The 16,034-nt window shown below is 43.9% G+C and carries 17 protein-coding genes; 6 read left to right on the top strand and 11 right to left on the bottom strand.

The window, feature by feature from the left end; all coding sequences use genetic code 11:
* Positions 1–256: 256 nt before the first annotated feature.
* The 5 genes from T487_RS0103010 to T487_RS0102990 form a co-directional block, all read right to left on the bottom strand.
* Positions 257–1,123: a DMT family transporter gene (locus T487_RS0103010; protein ID WP_031573866.1), complete on the bottom strand. Its 867-nt coding sequence runs from the start codon at positions 1,121–1,123 to the stop codon at positions 257–259.
* Between the two features lie 14 nt (positions 1,124–1,137).
* Positions 1,138–1,473, bottom strand: a complete 336-nt coding sequence (locus T487_RS0103005; protein ID WP_081827521.1) for a metal-sensing transcriptional repressor — start codon at positions 1,471–1,473, stop codon at positions 1,138–1,140.
* A gap of 60 nt (positions 1,474–1,533) precedes the next feature.
* Positions 1,534–3,219 carry a glycoside hydrolase family 13 protein gene (locus T487_RS0103000; RefSeq protein ID WP_031573859.1) on the bottom strand — a complete coding sequence of 562 codons (1,686 nt, stop codon included), beginning with the start codon at positions 3,217–3,219 and terminating at the stop codon, positions 1,534–1,536.
* Positions 3,220–3,378: 159 nt separating this feature from the next.
* Positions 3,379–3,846 carry a hypothetical protein gene (locus tag T487_RS0102995; protein ID WP_031573856.1) on the bottom strand — a complete coding sequence of 156 codons (468 nt, stop codon included), beginning with the start codon at positions 3,844–3,846 and terminating at the stop codon, positions 3,379–3,381.
* Positions 3,847–3,925: 79 nt separating this feature from the next.
* Complete coding sequence (locus tag T487_RS0102990; RefSeq protein ID WP_031573852.1) at positions 3,926–4,594, bottom strand: hypothetical protein; 669 nt, start codon at positions 4,592–4,594, stop codon at positions 3,926–3,928.
* 208 nt (positions 4,595–4,802) lie between these two features.
* Between T487_RS0102990 and T487_RS0102985 the strand changes: the two genes are divergently transcribed.
* Entirely contained in the window at positions 4,803–6,170 is a 1,368-nt protein-coding gene (locus T487_RS0102985) for a bifunctional folylpolyglutamate synthase/dihydrofolate synthase (protein WP_031573850.1), read from the top strand.
* A 119-nt stretch (positions 6,171–6,289) separates the two neighbouring features.
* The gene (locus tag T487_RS0102980; RefSeq protein ID WP_036909045.1) at positions 6,290–7,423 is read left to right on the top strand and encodes a GerMN domain-containing protein; all 1,134 of its coding nucleotides are present in this window, start codon (positions 6,290–6,292) and stop codon (positions 7,421–7,423) included.
* 63 nt (positions 7,424–7,486) lie between these two features.
* On the opposite strand, the gene T487_RS0102975 is transcribed toward T487_RS0102980, so the two are convergent.
* Positions 7,487–8,164 carry a cytochrome c biogenesis CcdA family protein gene (locus T487_RS0102975; RefSeq protein ID WP_031573846.1) on the bottom strand — a complete coding sequence of 226 codons (678 nt, stop codon included), beginning with the start codon at positions 8,162–8,164 and terminating at the stop codon, positions 7,487–7,489.
* Positions 8,165–8,824, bottom strand: a complete 660-nt coding sequence (locus tag T487_RS15715) for a TlpA family protein disulfide reductase (protein WP_051651452.1) — start codon at positions 8,822–8,824, stop codon at positions 8,165–8,167.
* Between the two features lie 194 nt (positions 8,825–9,018).
* Here T487_RS15715 and T487_RS0102965 point away from each other — a divergent pair, with 194 nt between their 5' ends.
* Together T487_RS0102965 and T487_RS0102960 are read left to right on the top strand one after the other, a co-directional pair.
* Entirely contained in the window at positions 9,019–9,969 is a 951-nt protein-coding gene (locus T487_RS0102965) for a DMT family transporter (protein ID WP_031573841.1), read from the top strand.
* Between the two features lie 153 nt (positions 9,970–10,122).
* Positions 10,123–11,379 (top strand): serpin family protein, encoded by a 1,257-nt coding sequence (locus T487_RS0102960; protein WP_162178211.1) that lies wholly within the window; start codon positions 10,123–10,125, stop codon positions 11,377–11,379.
* A gap of 71 nt (positions 11,380–11,450) precedes the next feature.
* Here the strand turns inward: T487_RS0102960 and T487_RS0102955 are convergent, their stop codons facing one another.
* Together T487_RS0102955 and T487_RS16600 are read right to left on the bottom strand one after the other, a co-directional pair.
* On the bottom strand, positions 11,451–12,161 hold the full coding sequence (locus T487_RS0102955) for a DUF554 domain-containing protein (protein WP_031573836.1): 711 nt from the start codon (positions 12,159–12,161) through the stop codon (positions 11,451–11,453).
* Positions 12,162–12,177: 16 nt separating this feature from the next.
* Positions 12,178–12,333 (bottom strand): hypothetical protein, encoded by a 156-nt coding sequence (locus T487_RS16600; RefSeq protein WP_169738435.1) that lies wholly within the window; start codon positions 12,331–12,333, stop codon positions 12,178–12,180.
* 197 nt (positions 12,334–12,530) lie between these two features.
* Here T487_RS16600 and T487_RS0102945 point away from each other — a divergent pair, with 197 nt between their 5' ends.
* A complete protein-coding gene (locus tag T487_RS0102945) occupies positions 12,531–13,163 on the top strand; it encodes a helix-turn-helix domain-containing protein (protein ID WP_031573833.1) in 633 nt (210 codons plus the stop codon).
* A gap of 237 nt (positions 13,164–13,400) precedes the next feature.
* Here T487_RS0102945 and T487_RS0102935 read toward each other — a convergent pair whose 3' ends face one another.
* Complete coding sequence (locus tag T487_RS0102935) at positions 13,401–13,904, bottom strand: GNAT family N-acetyltransferase (protein ID WP_031573831.1); 504 nt, start codon at positions 13,902–13,904, stop codon at positions 13,401–13,403.
* 24 nt (positions 13,905–13,928) lie between these two features.
* Positions 13,929–15,224 carry an alkaline phosphatase family protein gene (locus T487_RS0102930; protein ID WP_031573827.1) on the bottom strand — a complete coding sequence of 432 codons (1,296 nt, stop codon included), beginning with the start codon at positions 15,222–15,224 and terminating at the stop codon, positions 13,929–13,931.
* A gap of 136 nt (positions 15,225–15,360) precedes the next feature.
* On the opposite strand from T487_RS0102930, the gene T487_RS0102925 reads away from it, so the two are divergent.
* Positions 15,361–16,029 (top strand): uracil-DNA glycosylase, encoded by a 669-nt coding sequence (locus tag T487_RS0102925; RefSeq protein WP_031573824.1) that lies wholly within the window; start codon positions 15,361–15,363, stop codon positions 16,027–16,029.
* The last annotated feature ends 5 nt before the right edge of the window (positions 16,030–16,034 follow it).

Here is a 16,034-nt window from a genome sequence, read left to right as displayed (position 1 = left end):
ATTGATTGAAATCAAATCATAGGATTATATGGTATTGTTTGTATTTGAAAGCATAACATAACAACATAAAGCTCAATACGTTAAAGGTTTTAATTGTCGACTAATGTTATTTACCGTAGGAAGATGATCCTCATTTCTCAGATTACATGATAATATGATAAGATTTTTATAGTATTCTAGGTGAATGCGTTATTTGATTATATAGAAGTTTAAGTAAATAAGAGTGAATTTATCCCTTATTGGAATGAGGATTGGTTCATATAGATGCAATATAGGTCCCAATAATCATAATTGATAGAGCCAGTAGAAATGTAGAAGCAGGCATCTGTCTGAAGATAAGTAAGGACAGTATTGCGCCGATAAAAGGGGCGATAGCATAGTACGCACTGGTTTTTGCAGCTCCTAAGTACCTTTGTGCATAGACATAAAGATAAATGCTTAGTCCATATGCGACAAATCCCAAAAGAAGTGCAAATAGAATATAGACAGTATTTCTAGTAACTTCACCAAGATACCATGCGATGATAAGCGAACCGAACCCTGAACCGAACCCTTTCAGAATCACCACTTGCATCGGATCCTTTACAGAAAGAGCCCTAGTGATATTGTTTTCAAATCCCCAGCATATGGATGCCAAGAGCACCAAGAGTGAACCTTTTGAAAAGGTGAGCATCCCGAAATCCTCCACAGACAGCAGAATACTGGCCAAAGTGATTAAGACGATTGCCAGCCAAAGTCTCGAAGGAATCACTTCCTTAAATAGGACTAGTGCAATGACTGAGGTGGCAACAATTTCAAAATTATTCAAAAGGGAGACCGTTTCCGGTGTGGTGGAAAAAAGTCCGATCATAAGGAAAATCGGTGCAAGGATATCCAATAGAATCATGCCTATGATGTAAGGCAGTTCTTTTTTTGTCAGGTTCATCTCTTTTCTAAGTGTTCCTTTCCTAATTTTAAACAGGGAAAGTAACGCCATGCCAATACCTGCACCGAGGTAAAGAAGTGATGCCATCATGGTAGGTGGAACGTGGGACAAAAGAAGTTTTGAAAAAGGTGTACTGATGGCATATAAAGCAGCTGCAAGAACAGCTAGGAATATGGCTGATGTTTGCTGTTTCTTCATGAGTAATCCTCCATCTACTTCATAAAACGATCAATTGCAGTATTAAGGTCTTCTAATGTTTTATGATCTCCCGTTTCCACAGCTTCTACCACACAGTGGTTGATATGATCTTTTAGGATCACTTTTCCTATATTGTTCACAGCCGACTTCACGGCAGCGATCTGAATGAGAATTTCACTGCAGTCTCTGCCATCTTGAACCATAGTTTTAACAGACTCCAAGTGGCCAATGGCTCTTGAAAGTCTGTGTATGACATTTTCTGTATATTCGTGAGGGTGATGATGTATTTTCAGACTCCTTTCATATCCCCTCTGGGGGGTTATAATTAATATAGTATGGACTGGATTCATTGACAACAGTAAAGCCCTGCAGTCTCCAGGCATCGGCATGGAAACTGCAGGGCTTTTGTCTTATACTTTATAAAGTCTTCCCTCGTAGGGCTGAAGCTTCATTGAAGGCATGAAGGGGAGAGCATCATAGGTGCAAAGCACAGGTTTGAAATTATACGCAGAGACATCCATGAGGTTTGCTTCTGCCAGGGAACCGGACAGATTGATGACAGTGAGATAGGTTTCCTCACCCTCTTGCCTCAGGTAAGACAGCACTTTCTTATTCTCTGTATCCACGGGAATAAAGCTGCCGATGTTCAGCGCTTCTGCATTTTTTCTGATTTCTATGAGCTTTTTATAGAAGGCGAGAATCGAGTTCTCTCTTTTTATTTCTTTATCCACATTGATATAGCTGTAGTTGGGATTTACTTTGATCCAAGGGGTACCTGTGGTGAATCCTGCATTTTTTTCTTCAGACCATTGCATTGGGGTACGTGCATGGTCTCTTGTCATCTTCTGGATCACTTTTCTTGCCAGAGGTTTCGGCAGATGCATCATCTCCTGCAGCACTCTGTAGTCATTGATGGCTTCAAAATCCCTCCAGTCTTCTTCATCCAGATGACAGTTGGTCATGCCGATTTCTTCTCCCTGATAAAGAAACGGTGTGCCTCTTAAGGTGAAGTTCAGCAGGGCCAGAGATTTGGCGGACTTACGCCTGAAAGCGCCATCATGGCCGAATCTTGAGACCTGACGCGGCTGGTCGTGGTTACTCAAAAAGTTTCCAAGCCATCCGCCGCCTTTCTCTACACCGGTCTGCCAGTGAATGATGAGATCTTTCAGTTCCTTTGGCGTCCAGCGGTATCCTTTTCTAAAATCAAACTTGCCCAAGGGACCGCAGCCGATGAGATGCACATCAAACTGGAACATCATCTGAAGCTTCTTCTCTTCAGGTCTTGTATAGGCATTGAGATCCTCTAGGCTTGTGACCATTCCTTCTCCTACAGTAAACACATCCTCATACTGGGAGAGTACCTTCTCGTGCATCTCTTTCACATATTCATGGGATTTGGGTAAAGAGACGATATGCTCAAAGGGAAAGTCCAGTTTTTTTCCTTTTCCGGCAGGAGGAAGCCCATCTTTTTTCGCGATGGTGTTGATGACATCCATACGGAAACCAAGGATTCCTTTATCCAGCCAGAACCTCATGATCTCATAGATTCCTTCCCGGACCTTCTCGTTTTTCCAGTTGAGATCACATTGGTTGGGGGTGAACAAGGTCAGGTAGAACTCATCAGAGTTTGGATCTTTCTGCCAGGCGCTGCCGCCGAAAGCGCTGAGCCAGTTGTTTGGTGGCAAAAGCTCTCCTTTTTTGTTTCGTTTTCCCTGCTTGAAAATGTAATAGTTCCGATAAGGAGAGTCTTTGCTTTTCAGAGCTTCCTGAAACCAGGAATGCTGGTCTGAGGTGTGATTTGCCACAAGATCCATCACGATGCCCATGCCCAGTTTTTTGCTTTTATGAAGCAGTTCATCAAAGTCCTCCATGGATCCAAACTCCGGATTGATTTTATAGTAATCATCAATGTCATAGCCATAATCTTTGTTTCCGGTGGCATAAATGGGAGAGAGCCAAATGGTATCTACGCCAAGGCTTTTTATGTAGTCAAGCTTTCCGATGATGCCTTGAAGATCTCCAATCCCGTCTCCATTGCTGTCTTTGAAAGAGCGTGGCCATATCTGATAGACAATGCGGTGCTTAAAATTCCCCATACTTTCCTCCTAAAACTTTACTGATAGTACTATTATAGCAGTTTTATTGTTCCTTTTCTGTACAGAGCTGTATATTTTAGATCTTTTTCAGAATCTCTTCAGGAGCTGGTTGAATAAAAAAAGGACCTTGCAGTCCTTTTTCACATGCTGATCATCATGCTATTTTTCAAACTCGAAAATCGTCATGATATGATCTTTGTTCCCTGCAGGTGTAGGAATGGTTTCACCAATCCAGAGCTGGGTGTCTGTATGATAGATCCACCAGCTTGTTTTTTCACCAGAAGCTTCATGGACGGCATAGATTCCTTCCAGCTGATCCAGAGGGAAAGTGATTTCTGAGAGTTCGAACAGTTCATCGTCAACTTTTTCCACAGAGATGTACTGAGGATCTGGTAGCTCTACGAGGAACTCTTTACTGAGAATCTTGAACTGATTCTTCTCAATGGTCACTTCTGCTCCATCCATGGTGCTGTCAAATACTTCCAGCATGCTGGAGGAAAGTTGAGACAGATACACTGCTTTTTTAAAACGGTAGGTGCCATAGAAATCATCCGGGTTCTGACCGGAACAGGCAGAAAACAGAAATAGTGACAGACAAAGGAGCATTAGCTGAATAATTTTTTTCATCAAAATCTCCCCCCTTTTGAAGAGATGGTGGATAGGAATGAGGCGACTGAGCAGGATAAAATAGCAGCATGGATGATTGCTACTTCTTCTCGCAGTCTCCTTCATAAAGGCCCACGGTACGGGTGACATCCACCGTAAAGAGAATTCCGTGACCAGGTTTCTCAAGATTAAGCTCTTTCGTCACTGCAAGAACAATATCATCGGTATGACAGTGCTGCGAGAGAATGAGGATGATCTCTTTCAGAGGCTCTACAGTCATGGTGAAGGGAAGCTTCTCTTCTTTGATACCGGAGCCTTTTCCATTGATGAGTGTAGCTCCGAAGGCACCTGCTGCTTTGGCGGTATCAATGACCTTCTGTCCTTTTCCCTGGTCGACTATGGTAAAGATGGCTTCATAATTTATCATAGGGTCTCGATCCTCCTCTAGTAAAGGCTCTATACGGTATGCGCTTCGGATGGTCCTGATGGGCAAGGTGAACGCGATGCCGTTTTTAGGTTTATCCAGCCTCTGGTCTTTGATGATTTTCTCCATTACAGTCTGGCCCTCCTGATCTTTTGAAACGCAAAGGACCAGTTCCTTCCGGATATCCGATACACCAATGAACTGCAGCATACTGCTGTCGATGGTGCCATGCCCCATGAATACGGCAGCGTCAGATATTCCGTAACGGCTGGCGAGCTTCGCCACTCGGGCTCCATTTTTATGGTTGACGATATAGACAAAGAGACTCCACTTCTGTTTTTCCATGATGGCCACCTTTCCGGATTTTCATAGGGTTCTTTTGCTTATAGGATTAGTATACAATAACTTCTTCTTTTAAGTCGGTCCCTTATGTTACGATTTTGTGAAGTTGCCTAAAAAACACCTTGAAAGATGCCGCAGATGAATGAATTCATTGTTCTTGGAGAGTTCTCTGTCTATAATAGAGAAGAAGATATGTGAGGAGAGAAGTGTCATGAATTATGAAGAAGCCTTAAGCTATATAGAGAATACGCAGAAGTTTGGCAGCATTCTTGGATTGGAGAGGATTGCCAAGCTCCTGGAAATGATGGGAAATCCTCAGAAGAAACTGAAGTTCATCCACGTGGCAGGCACCAATGGAAAAGGATCCACTTGTGCCTTCATGCAGAGTGTCTTGACTCAGGCAGGATATAAAGTGGGCATGTATACATCTCCCTCTTTCCTCCGGTTTACAGATCGGATCCGGATCAGCAAAGAGGAAATGAATGAGGAGCGAATGGCAGAAATCATGACCCGAATCAAGTACAATATTGATGAGATGGTTCTTTCAGGCCTACAAAGTCCCACAGAGTTTGAGATCATCACAGCATTGGGCCTGGTGTACTTTTATGAGGAAAACTGTGATCTTGTGATTCTGGAAGTGGGTCTTGGTGGCAGGCTGGACTCCACCAATGTCATTGATGCACCTCTGGTGTCAGTGATCACACCCATTGACTTTGATCATATGGATATTTTAGGCAGCACAATAGAGGAGATTGCAGGGGAAAAAGCAGGGATTCTTAAGGCTGGCAGTGAGCTTGTCTTATACCCCCAAAAGAAAGAAGCGGAAAAGGTGATTCTGAAAAAAGCGGAAGAGCTTCAGATTCCTGTGCACAGAGTCAGTTTTAGAGACAGCCGGGTGCTGAAGTTTGATGGACTTTACCAGAAGTTTTCCTATGAAGGGGAAGAGTACCGCCTGTCTATCCTTGGGGAGCATCAGGTAAAGAATGCGGTGGTTGCTATAGAGGCTTTGTATGCTTTGGAGAAACATGGGTTCAGAGTGCCTCATGAGACCCTTGTAAGGGGATTGTCTGTGGCGAAGTGGCCGGGACGTTTTGAAATTCTGCAAAAAGAACCTGCCGTGATCATTGATGGTGCTCATAACCTTCAGGGCGTTCAAGTTCTGAAGAGTAACCTCATGAAATACTATAGAGGAAAGAAAATCATCTTCATTCTTGGGGTGCTAAAAGACAAGATGTACAAGGAGATGATCCGTGAACTGCTTCCTCTTGCCAAAAGCTTCAATCTCATTACGGTGAATAATGAGAGAGCACTTTCTGCTGAAATTATTTCAGAAGAAATACGCAAGGTGGAAGAGGAAATCCAAGAAGAGAGCGCAACGAAGGAAGCGTCTCTAAAAAAGAAAAGAAGAAAAGAATTTGATTTTGAAGAAGCTTCCTATGTGAAAAAAGAGTGTTTCATGAACATAGAGGAAGCAGTGGACAGTGCACTTCATGAGGCAGAACCAGACGACATCATCTGCGCTCTGGGGTCCCTTTACTACATTCCTGAGGTGCATCGGTATTTTGGGGAAGAAGACTAGCCTTTTTCGTCATGTTCTTTTCACCGGCTTGTCATCTTCATGTAACCCGGTGGAACGCTTTAAAAGGTAGAATTTAAGTACAAAATAAATAGATTGTGTGAGAAGGAAGTGCTTTTCAAATGAAAAAGCTTACGTGGGTTTCGCTTGCTATGGTGGTCCTCATGATGGTAACAGCGTGTAATAAAAGTAACATAGAAACACCGGAGTCCGTGACGCCGGAAGCGCCAGCAGAGTCTCCTGGGGAGTCTGAGATGGAACCGGAGTCACCGGCAGAAGAGGCGGAGACACCTGCGGAGGAGGGGACAGGAATCACGTATACCGTGGACGAAGTGTATCCTTTTGAGGAGAATGTGTACCGTTTCTATGAAGGTACAGGCAATGAGTTTTCAGGATATGACGAGTATGTGGATTTTCTGGATGGAAGCCGTATTCAGTTAAGAAGAAATAATGGTGGTACTGAAATCGTCAGTGTGCTGGAAAAGAAAGAAGGGATGCTTGTTGAAATCATCAGCAGACCGGAAACTTATTATAAAGAGAACTTTCTGGATAAGGATCCTGAAGAAAACAGGATTCTGTTAAAAGAACCCCTTGCTTTAAATGCCAGCTGGGAAAGTGACGGTCAGACGGTCACGGTCACTGGTGTGGATGTGGAAGTGAAGACGGGAATTGGCACTTTTAAAGCGCTTGAAGTGACGAGAGCCACAAAGGGGAAGGAATCAGAAAAAAGAGTGGAGTATTATGTTAGAGGAATGGGACTTGTAAAACTAACAGATATTGGCAAAGACTATGAAGTCAGTGCAAACTTAACCAAGATGGAAGGAAATGCCATCCGAAAGAGATTTGTCAATTTCTATTACCCCAATGCCCAGGACGAGAGGATATTCCTTTACAGAAAAGAAATCTCCTTTATGACCAATGACATCCCAAAGATCCTCATCATCAATGCCTATAAAGAGCTTCCAAAGGAAGCTGTACCAGTGCTTACAAAGAACACCAAGGTGAATTACCTGTATCTCAACCAGGATGGAAGAGTTTATCTGGATCTCACCAAGGAGTTCCTGCAGGAAATGAATGCAGGAGCCGGCTATGAAGGGCTGATCCTTCAGTCTTTAGCCAATACCATTGGAGACTACTATGGTGTCAGCAAAGTGATGCTGACCATCGATGGCAAGACCTATGAGTCCGGACATATTGTACTGGAGAAGTTTGAAGCGCTGGAAGTCAATTATGACAGCATCGTGGATATGAACTAAACACAATAGAAAAGCCCGCCTGAGTTTCTGATCAGGCGGGTTTTCCTATGCAGATTGTTAGGTTTAGAAGTTGAAGAATCTCTGGTAGTAACCAAAAAGATCAAAAGCCATCAGCACACCCACAAGAATCAGGAAGATGCCGGAGATTTTTGTGATGAGGGTATAGTGCTTTTTGATGAAATGGAAAGCCTCTTCCAGCTTGGAAAAGAGAATGCCTGTGATGAGGAAAGGCAGACCAAGTCCCATGGAGAAGACAAAGAGGTAGAACATACCAAGACCCAAAGTGCCCGCATCTGCTGCTAGAATCAGTGCTGCTCCCAGGAAGGTGCCAAGGCAAGGGGACCATCCGAAGGAGAAGACAATACCAAAGATCATGGCACTGAAGAACCCGCTGCCTTCCTTCTTCATCTGAAGACCTCTCTGATAATTGAGGAACGGAATCTTTACAAATCCGCCCATGTTGAGACCAAAGAGGATAATCACAATGCCGCCTATTCTTTGAAGAAGCACTCGGTTCTGGCTTAGGAGGCTTCCTAAAGCTGTTGCGGTGGCCCCTAGGGTGACAAAGACAAGGGTGAATCCTAGAATAAAGCCCAGGATATTCACAAGGAGCTCTTTTCCCTTCTTCTGGCTTTCATTGCTGAGATACATAAGAAAAACAGGGAACATCGGCAGAATGCAAGGAGAAATAAAAGTCAGGACGCCTTCAAAAAAGAGAAGACCAAGCACAACAAAATCCATTTACTCCATCCTTTCCAGAATCGAATCCAAGGTTTTTTTATCGGTCATGCCCATGATGGCATACTGGACAGAACCTTCCTCATCGATGATGAAAGTTTGAGGTATACTGGAGACTTTAAATTCATAGAAAGCGCTCCCCGTGGTGTCATAGAGCACATTCAGGGTCAGATCATTCTCTTCGATGAATTTATCTGCCAGGGCTTTCGTTTCTCGTTGTCCATCGGTGAGATTTACAGCCAGAAGGACCGTTTCTTCCGGGTCCAGCACTTCATGGAGCGCTTGGAACTCCGGCATCTCGAATACACAAGGAGGACACCAGGAGGCCCAGAAATTGAGGATCACTTTCTTGCCTTTGTAGTCCGCCAGCGTCACTTCTTTATTCTCTCCATTGTAAATGGTGAATTCTGGTGAAAATGGCTTCTTCACTTTGAGCTTATCGATGGCATCCAGTGCCACCGGTGTTTCTTCTTTGTCAGAAGGCTCTTCCTCAGCGGCAGGTGTTTCGGAAGGTTCAGAAGGAGTCTCCATTTCACCGCCGCTGCCATTATCCACCACTCCCTGGGGTGTCGCATTTTTTCCATAATTTTCCATAAAATAATATCCACCGCCCAGTACCAGGGCTAAGAGCAGAATCCATAAGATAAAGCTGTATTTTTTCATCATAACCTCCTGTAAGTCTCTGAGAACTTAGAAATTCTTGTTTTTTATTGTAACATAGAATGGAGGAAAATACCTCTGGGGGGTTTAATTTTCACAAAATATAAATTTGATGCCATTAATTTTTTCGGATTCATATGGAGATTCCGGGAATTCAGGGTATAATGGTCTTTATGGATAAATTTGGAGGTATAACAATGAATACAGTTGAGAAAACAAAAAATATATTTGAGCGGAAGCCCTTTGTCATAGCCTTTGCAGTGATTGCATCGATTCTATGGGGAAGCGCTTTTCCAGTACTTAAAATCACATACAGCGAAATGAGTATGGCTGGAGATGATCTTTATTCAAAGATTCTCATCGCGGGAATCCGGTTCTTTCTGGCGGGCATCCTTCTTCTTGGTTACGCTTTTGTGACCATGCGGGAGAAAGTGAAGCTTCATAGCCTTCGTGACTTGGGACGGGTTTTGATATTAGGTCTTGTTCAAACATCGCTGAACTATTTTTTCTTCTATATTGGTCTTGCCAATACAACAGCATCAAAAGGCGCCATCATCAGTTCCCTGTCGAATTTTCTCATCATCATTCTGGCACATTTTATCTATAAGAATGATCGGCTGAACAGAAATAAAATTTGGGGTATTGTCTTTGGCCTCATTGGCGTAGTGGTGGTAAATCTGGATGGAGGACTCACTGGAGGATTCAAGCTCATGGGAGAAGGGTTTATGTTCTTTTCCGTCATCACAGCCATTTTATCAAGCTTCATGGTGAAGAGTTATGCAAGAACCATACATCCCATGCTGCTGTCTGCCTACCAGCTTCTCTTTGGTGGAGCGGCGATGCTCCTCATATCACTGAACGGAACCTATGACACACTGACCATGACACCTTTGGCAGGTGGACTTCTTGTCTACTCTGCACTGTTATCCGCTGTTGCCTTTACGTTATGGTATACACTTCTGAAGTACAACAAACCAGGGGAGATCACCATGTTCCGCTTTCTGATTCCGGTGTCAGGATCGATCCTGTCGGCGATTTTCCTAAAAGAGAAGATCACAGTTCAGGTGCTGATCTCATTATTTTCCATTGTCATCGGGATTATTCTGGTGAACAGGGAAGATCGGAATAAAGTGAAAGCTGAAGTCTAGAGTTCAAATTTGTCAGACTCCTCAAGGGGTTTGACATTTTTTTTGTTTCCATCCTGTTGCTCAATTGTCACCAATAATTGATGGCTGGGCGATAGGATAAAAGTAGAAATGAAAGTTTTCATTAGAACGATGATGAACTGGGGGGAGATGGATATGAAAAACAACAGATGGATCACACTGCTTTCTGTGGCGCTGCTGTTTGCGCTTCTTATGACAAGCACCTCTTGTGCAAAGAAGGTGTCTGGAGAAGATCTGATGAAAGGCATAGATTCCCAAGAGGTCCAGGTGCCTGAGGGCTATAGTGAAGAAGATCTTCAGGCGGCCCTTTCTTTTTCTTTACTGCTATTCCAGAAGAGCCTGGAAGAAAAGAACACACTGCTTTCTCCAATTTCCATCCTTTCAGCCATGGGCATGACGGGAAATGGCGCTCTGGAAAACACCAGGACCCAGATGGAAGAAGTTTTCGGCATGAAGATGGAGGATCTCAACAATCTGCTGTATCTCTATAGAAAGAGCCTGCCGGACAAAGAGAAGCTGAAAATTCATGTGGCAAACTCCATCTGGTTCAAAGAAGGGGGAGCCATTGATGTGGAAGAAGATTTTCTTCAGACCAATGCCAACTACTATGATGCCTCCATCTACCGTGCTCCTTTTGATGAATCCACATTGAAGGACATCAATCTCTGGGTCAAGGAGAAGACGAAGGAAATGATTCCTGAAATCCTCGACGAAATACCAGAGGACGCCGTGATGTATCTCATCAATGCTCTGGCCTTTGAAGGGGAATGGAAGGACATCTATTCAGAAGACCAGATTCAGGATGGTATTTTCAAAAACAGCTCTGGTGCAGAAGAAACGGTGGAAATGATGCGGAATGAAGAATCCCTGTATCTGGAAAATGGTGATACTGTAGGTTTCATGAAGCCCTATGCAGATGGAGAATTTGTCTTTGTTGCTCTTCTCCCAAAGGAGGAGAACCAGACGATTGGCGAGTATGTGAATAGCCTTACGGGGGAAGACCTTTATGAGCTGCTGGATACTGTGGAGTCCACCTCCGTATTTACCATGATGCCTAAGTTTAAAACGGAATACAAAGTGGAGCTTTCAGAAGTATTCAAATCCATGGGGATCAAAGATGCCTTCGATGCGGATCTAGCCAATCTGAGAGCCTTAGGCACATCACCCATTGGAAATCTTTATATCAGCAGAGTGCTCCATAAGACTTTTATCGACGTCAATGAAAGAGGAACCAAGGCTGGAGCAGTCACAGCCGTGGAAGTGGTGGCAGAGTCTGCAGGTCCCATGGATCCAAAGATTGTCAATCTGGACAGACCTTTTGTATATATGATTGTGGATCGCCAAAGTAATCTGCCGCTCTTTATGGGGACAACGGAGAGTGTGAATCCATAAGAAGGAAAGAACGAAAAGTGCCAGGAAGTATAAGCTTTCCTGGCACTTTTCGCATAAGAGCTATTCAGCTGTTAAAAGGTGATGACAGTCTTCCAAACGAGGAGTCCCACAGCATAAAGAATGGGAACCAGAATGGCTGGAAGCATATTGGAGATCTTCAGTTTCAGATTGAACACCATATTGATTCCAAGACCCATAATCATGAGGCTGCCGACTCCCGATATCATGGGAATGGTTTCGGGCACTGCGATGACCAAAGGCCGGATGAAGGTGGCCAGAAGAGAGATGCTTCCCTGGTAAAAAAGTACAGAGAAAGCAGAAAAAAGAACACCGATACCCATGGAGGAGGCAAAAATCACCGAGGTGATACCATCCAGAATGGATTTTGCATAAAGAGTATCATGATTTCCGGAAAGGGTACTCTCTATGGTGCCGATGATGGCCATGGAGCCGATGCAGAAAAGAAGAGATGCCGTCAGGAGGCCATCTTTGATTTTCCCCCTGTAGTAGCGGTTGACCATGGTCTCAATCTTTTCTGTGAGAAGTTCCAGTTTCTTCTCAATATTGATGACTTCTCCAATGAGGGTGCCAAGAGCCATGGACAAGATGATGACCATGGGGTTTTCCACCTTCACAAGACCAGCGATCCCAAGATAGATTACTGTGAGTCCCATAACTTTAAACAGACTGTGAGCAATATCCTGATTGATTATCTTATGGAATACAATCCCCAGTGTACTGCCAAGGAGAATGGTAAAAGCATTAACAACAGTTCCGAACAATTCATACACCTCTTCTTCAGTTTAGAAACAGCAGATAATAAACGACATACACCCAACTGAAAAGCCCATGTATGATGGCCCAAAGCACCGATTGGTTTAGGCTCCAGCTGATGACCATGGCAAGGCCTGTGCCCATGGTGATGCCACTTTTGATGACTTCGCCTTTTTTCATTATCCATCTACTCCTTTATGTCTTTTTTGACTTCTTTTCATTATAGCTTAATTCAAAAGAAAAGTAGAGAATTTTCACCACTTCTTCAGGAAAGAGAGGACATTATCACGAAATCCTGAAATCCCTAAAAGGATAAGGATTCTTCCTTGATAAAGAGAACATGTTAATATATTATCAAAGGGAAGGGGGTGGTTTATGTGGTGAATGCTAGAGAGTACTTCGAAGGCTCTGATGATCTTCAGAAGCTTCAGGAAATGGTGAATCTCATGTGCTATATATCCATGGATTTGAAAGAGATTACCTGTCTTGAAAGCCTGGCGGTATTCGATCGGAAGCTGAATGCCATCTTTTGTGAGTCCAAAGAAGACCTGAAAAATGACAAAACTGGAAGAAGCAAGGTGGAGGAGTTTATCCGGCTGCATCCAGAACTGAGCATTGCGATGAAGGATGTGCTGAAATCCGGGAAACATAAAAAAATACATTTAAGCAAGGATGAGAGTCTCTTAGCGCTGCCTGTCATGGGACATAAGAAACCAATTGGTGTTGTGGGCATCGTGTATGCATCAGACGGATGCCTCCACGAGGAGTGCACCGCAGATCTGCTTTTCAAAGATGTGCTGGAGATTTTCATGACCCGTTATCAGGAAATGAGAGACAAACAGACCATGGCCGCCATGTCCTGCCGGCTGAAGACGCTGGAAGATTATGAGAAGTATGCCATTCTGGAGACCGGAAAACGGTGCAACTGGAACATCAGCAATATGGCGAAAGAACTGGAAATAGGTAGGAATACCCTCTATCAGAAGCTGAAGAAAATGGGCATCAATTAAGGAGAAATTAGGATGAAAATATGGAAGACCATTGGAGAAAGTGTACAGTTTTGGTACAATATCGACTTCTTAAGTTTGTTAATTAACAAATATTAAATTCTATGCTACAATGTTATCAAGCTAAGCGATTAGCTCCCATAAAAGGGTAGTCATACCCCTACCCTTTGTTAAATATACTGTTTCCCTAAACGGACCTTCCTGCTTCTTTGTGAAGTGGAGGTCCGTTTCCCTTTGGGGTCATAAATTCATACTATATCGTACTTCAGTTAGTGGTTTTCCGATGAAGAGGTCCTTTTCAGCTCCTTCTTTGCAGAAGCCTATATGCTCATAGAACTGGATTGCGTGGATATTGTCCTTCAGCACCCACAATACTGCTCTTAGGAAGCCTCTATGTCGAAGCTCCGAAAGACCGTACTCCAGGAGAATCCTCCCGTAGCCTTGACCATAGAAGTCAGGATGAAGATAAATTCCCCAGATTTCACCGGCAGTGTCCTTGCAGTCCTCATCTCTTGCTTTTCCAAGGCAGAGAAGACCTGCTGGAAGATCGTCTACTGTAAGCAGGTAATCCTCTTCCCACTGCAGTGTCAGCGCTTTCTTAAAGAACTGGGCTCGTTTCTCTGGTGTGATCTTATCCAGGATTTCTTTTGGTACGATGCCTTCATAGGCTTTTTTCCACGAAAGGGCATGAATCATGCCCAAGTTTTTTGCGTCGGAAACAGCGGCTTTTCTAATGGTGAACATGAAATCATCCTTCTTTCTTCACTTCTACAAAAAGAGCTCTGTGAGAATTCTGCCGTCGGTATCATGGAGCACCGTTCCCATGGCATGGGCAAAGGTGGGGCCTTCATCTACGAGGCTCATCTTTTCAAGGATGACCCCGTTTCGGATACCTTTTCCTGCAGCAAAAAAGACAGTCTGGTAGTTCTCTTTCCGTGGGTCAAAACCATGGGTGGATCTTCCATGATGGTCTGTTCCCAGAGCTTTCGCATCGCGTTTTAAGAGTGCAGGCCGGTCATGGGCATCCTGAAAATAAAATCCGTTCTTCGCTTCCAGCATCAGGTCCGCTTTTCTGCCTGCGCCCAGAGAAAGCATCTCATCTTTGCCGTAGACGGCTTCTATACCAAAATCTTCTCTGTCCCGCAGCCTGTAGAGAAGAAGGCGGATCTCTTCTTTTCTCTCATCAGAAACCTCTTTTCCGAAATGAAGGTAGGCAGAACCATCAAGGCTCTGGCAGTACACCTCATAGTCTGTGATCTTTCCTTTTTTCACGCTGAGATATCCTTTGTCTTTAAAAATGCTGTTCATATGGATGGCTGTATGTACTGGAATCTGATCATGGTCGCCCAGGACAAAAAGGGTTGTGTTTTCTAGTAGATTCTCTTCTTCAAGCAGAGTATAAAGGTTCTGGAGTTTCATATCATAGCTCTTCAGGGCAGTTTCTGCTTCTTCTGAGTCATAGCCATAGGTGTGGCGCATGGCATCCAGCTCCACAAAGTGCATCATCATGACCTGTGGTCTTTTGGACTTCAGCGCATAGTGGGCAGAGGCTTCCACAAAGAGATCCAGCTGAGGCTGCTTTATGCCGTTTCTCAAGTGGCCAAAGCGTCTGTTGATGTCCAGAAGAAAAGAAGGCGTCCCATGGGCCAGGGTGACGGGAATCTGATGCTGCCAGGGTCTGTTGGCAAAGATTTCTGGAAGGTTCCAGGTGATGTTTGATTTGGCAGCCACTGGCCATAACAGGGAACATACAGAAAGTCCTTTTCGTAGTGCTGCATCATAGAAGGTGTCTGCCTTGATGGAATCCCGTGTCCAGTTCCAGTCCGGAGAGGTTCTGTTCAGCTGAAGCAGCGTATTGGATTCCACACCATGATTTTTTGGATACATCCCTGTGGAGATGCTGGTATGGCAGGGATAGGTAAGGCTCGGGTAAACAGAGGATACGTTCAAGCAGTAAGAAGAGTTTTCTTTCAGTCTTTGAAAGCCTGGAAGATGCTTAAGGTTTATAAGGTCCCTGCTGGACAGGGCATCAAAGGATACAATGATAAAGTGTCTGTTTTTCATAGGATACTCCCTTCGGATGAGATGGGTATACTATAGAATATACAGTTTTTTCAGATAGAATCCTACAAACATTCTGTTAAAGTTTGATACAATGGAGAAAAGCCGGTGAAGAATACGTAGATGAAAGGGGTACATCGTGGAGATCAGAATTGGAAACAGTTGGGATGAGCTTTTACAGGAGGAAGTTCAGAAACCTTATTTTCAGAAGCTTCTTCAGTTTCTGGAGAAAGAATATACCGAGAAGACCGTCTTCCCAAAGAAGGAGGAGATTTTCCGCGCATTTCAGATGACGCCTGTGGAGAAGGTGAAGGTGGTTATCCTTGGTCAGGATCCTTATCATGGGGAGAATCAGGCAGAGGGCCTTGCGTTTTCCGTCAGAAAAGGGGAGAAGATTCCACCATCTCTCAGAAATATCTATAAGGAACTTGAAAGCGATCTGGCGATAAAGAGCCCTGATCATGGCTCTCTTCTGTCCTGGGCTGAAGAAGGGGTCCTTCTCCTTAATACAGTGCTGACGGTGGAGAAGGGAAAAGCCAACAGTCATCAGAAAAAAGGATGGGAGGTTTTTACAGACCATGTGATAAAGAAAATGGGAGCACAGGAAAGGCCTGTGGTGTTCTTTCTGTGGGGGAATGCTGCAATCAGCAAGAAAAAACTTATTGAAAAGCATCATAAAATAATAGAATCAGTGCACCCAAGTCCATTATCGGCCAGAAGAGGCTTTTTTGGGTCCAAACCCTTCAGTGAGGCCAATGAATTTCTTATGAAGACCGGTCAGAGTTCAGTAAAGTGGCAGAATTTATAGCAGAC

The sequence above is a fragment of the Proteiniclasticum ruminis DSM 24773 genome, from assembly GCF_000701905.1.
Taxonomy (GTDB): Bacteria; Bacillota; Clostridia; order Clostridiales; family Clostridiaceae; genus Proteiniclasticum; species Proteiniclasticum ruminis.
Note: the sequence above shows the minus strand (reverse complement) of the source record. Positions and strands in the feature narration are given on the sequence as shown.

Coding starts and splice junctions, on each gene's coding strand:
- T487_RS0102960 (WP_162178211.1), top strand. CDS start 10,123: ATGAAAAACAACAGATGGATCACACTGCTTTCTGTGGCGCTGCTGTTT.
- T487_RS15715 (WP_051651452.1), bottom strand. CDS start 8,824: ATGAAAAAATACAGCTTTATCTTATGGATTCTGCTCTTAGCCCTGGTA.
- T487_RS0102980 (WP_036909045.1), top strand. CDS start 6,290: ATGAAAAAGCTTACGTGGGTTTCGCTTGCTATGGTGGTCCTCATGATG.
- T487_RS0102965 (WP_031573841.1), top strand. CDS start 9,019: ATGAATACAGTTGAGAAAACAAAAAATATATTTGAGCGGAAGCCCTTT.
- T487_RS0102930 (WP_031573827.1), bottom strand. CDS start 15,224: ATGAAAAACAGACACTTTATCATTGTATCCTTTGATGCCCTGTCCAGC.
- T487_RS16600 (WP_169738435.1), bottom strand. CDS start 12,333: ATGAAAAAAGGCGAAGTCATCAAAAGTGGCATCACCATGGGCACAGGC.
- T487_RS0102995 (WP_031573856.1), bottom strand. CDS start 3,846: ATGAAAAAAATTATTCAGCTAATGCTCCTTTGTCTGTCACTATTTCTG.
- T487_RS0103000 (WP_031573859.1), bottom strand. CDS start 3,219: ATGGGGAATTTTAAGCACCGCATTGTCTATCAGATATGGCCACGCTCT.
- T487_RS0103005 (WP_081827521.1), bottom strand. CDS start 1,473: ATGAATCCAGTCCATACTATATTAATTATAACCCCCCAGAGGGGATAT.
- T487_RS0102975 (WP_031573846.1), bottom strand. CDS start 8,164: ATGGATTTTGTTGTGCTTGGTCTTCTCTTTTTTGAAGGCGTCCTGACT.
- T487_RS0102935 (WP_031573831.1), bottom strand. CDS start 13,904: ATGTTCACCATTAGAAAAGCCGCTGTTTCCGACGCAAAAAACTTGGGC.
- T487_RS0103010 (WP_031573866.1), bottom strand. CDS start 1,123: ATGAAGAAACAGCAAACATCAGCCATATTCCTAGCTGTTCTTGCAGCT.
- T487_RS0102985 (WP_031573850.1), top strand. CDS start 4,803: ATGAATTATGAAGAAGCCTTAAGCTATATAGAGAATACGCAGAAGTTT.
- T487_RS0102990 (WP_031573852.1), bottom strand. CDS start 4,594: ATGGAAAAACAGAAGTGGAGTCTCTTTGTCTATATCGTCAACCATAAA.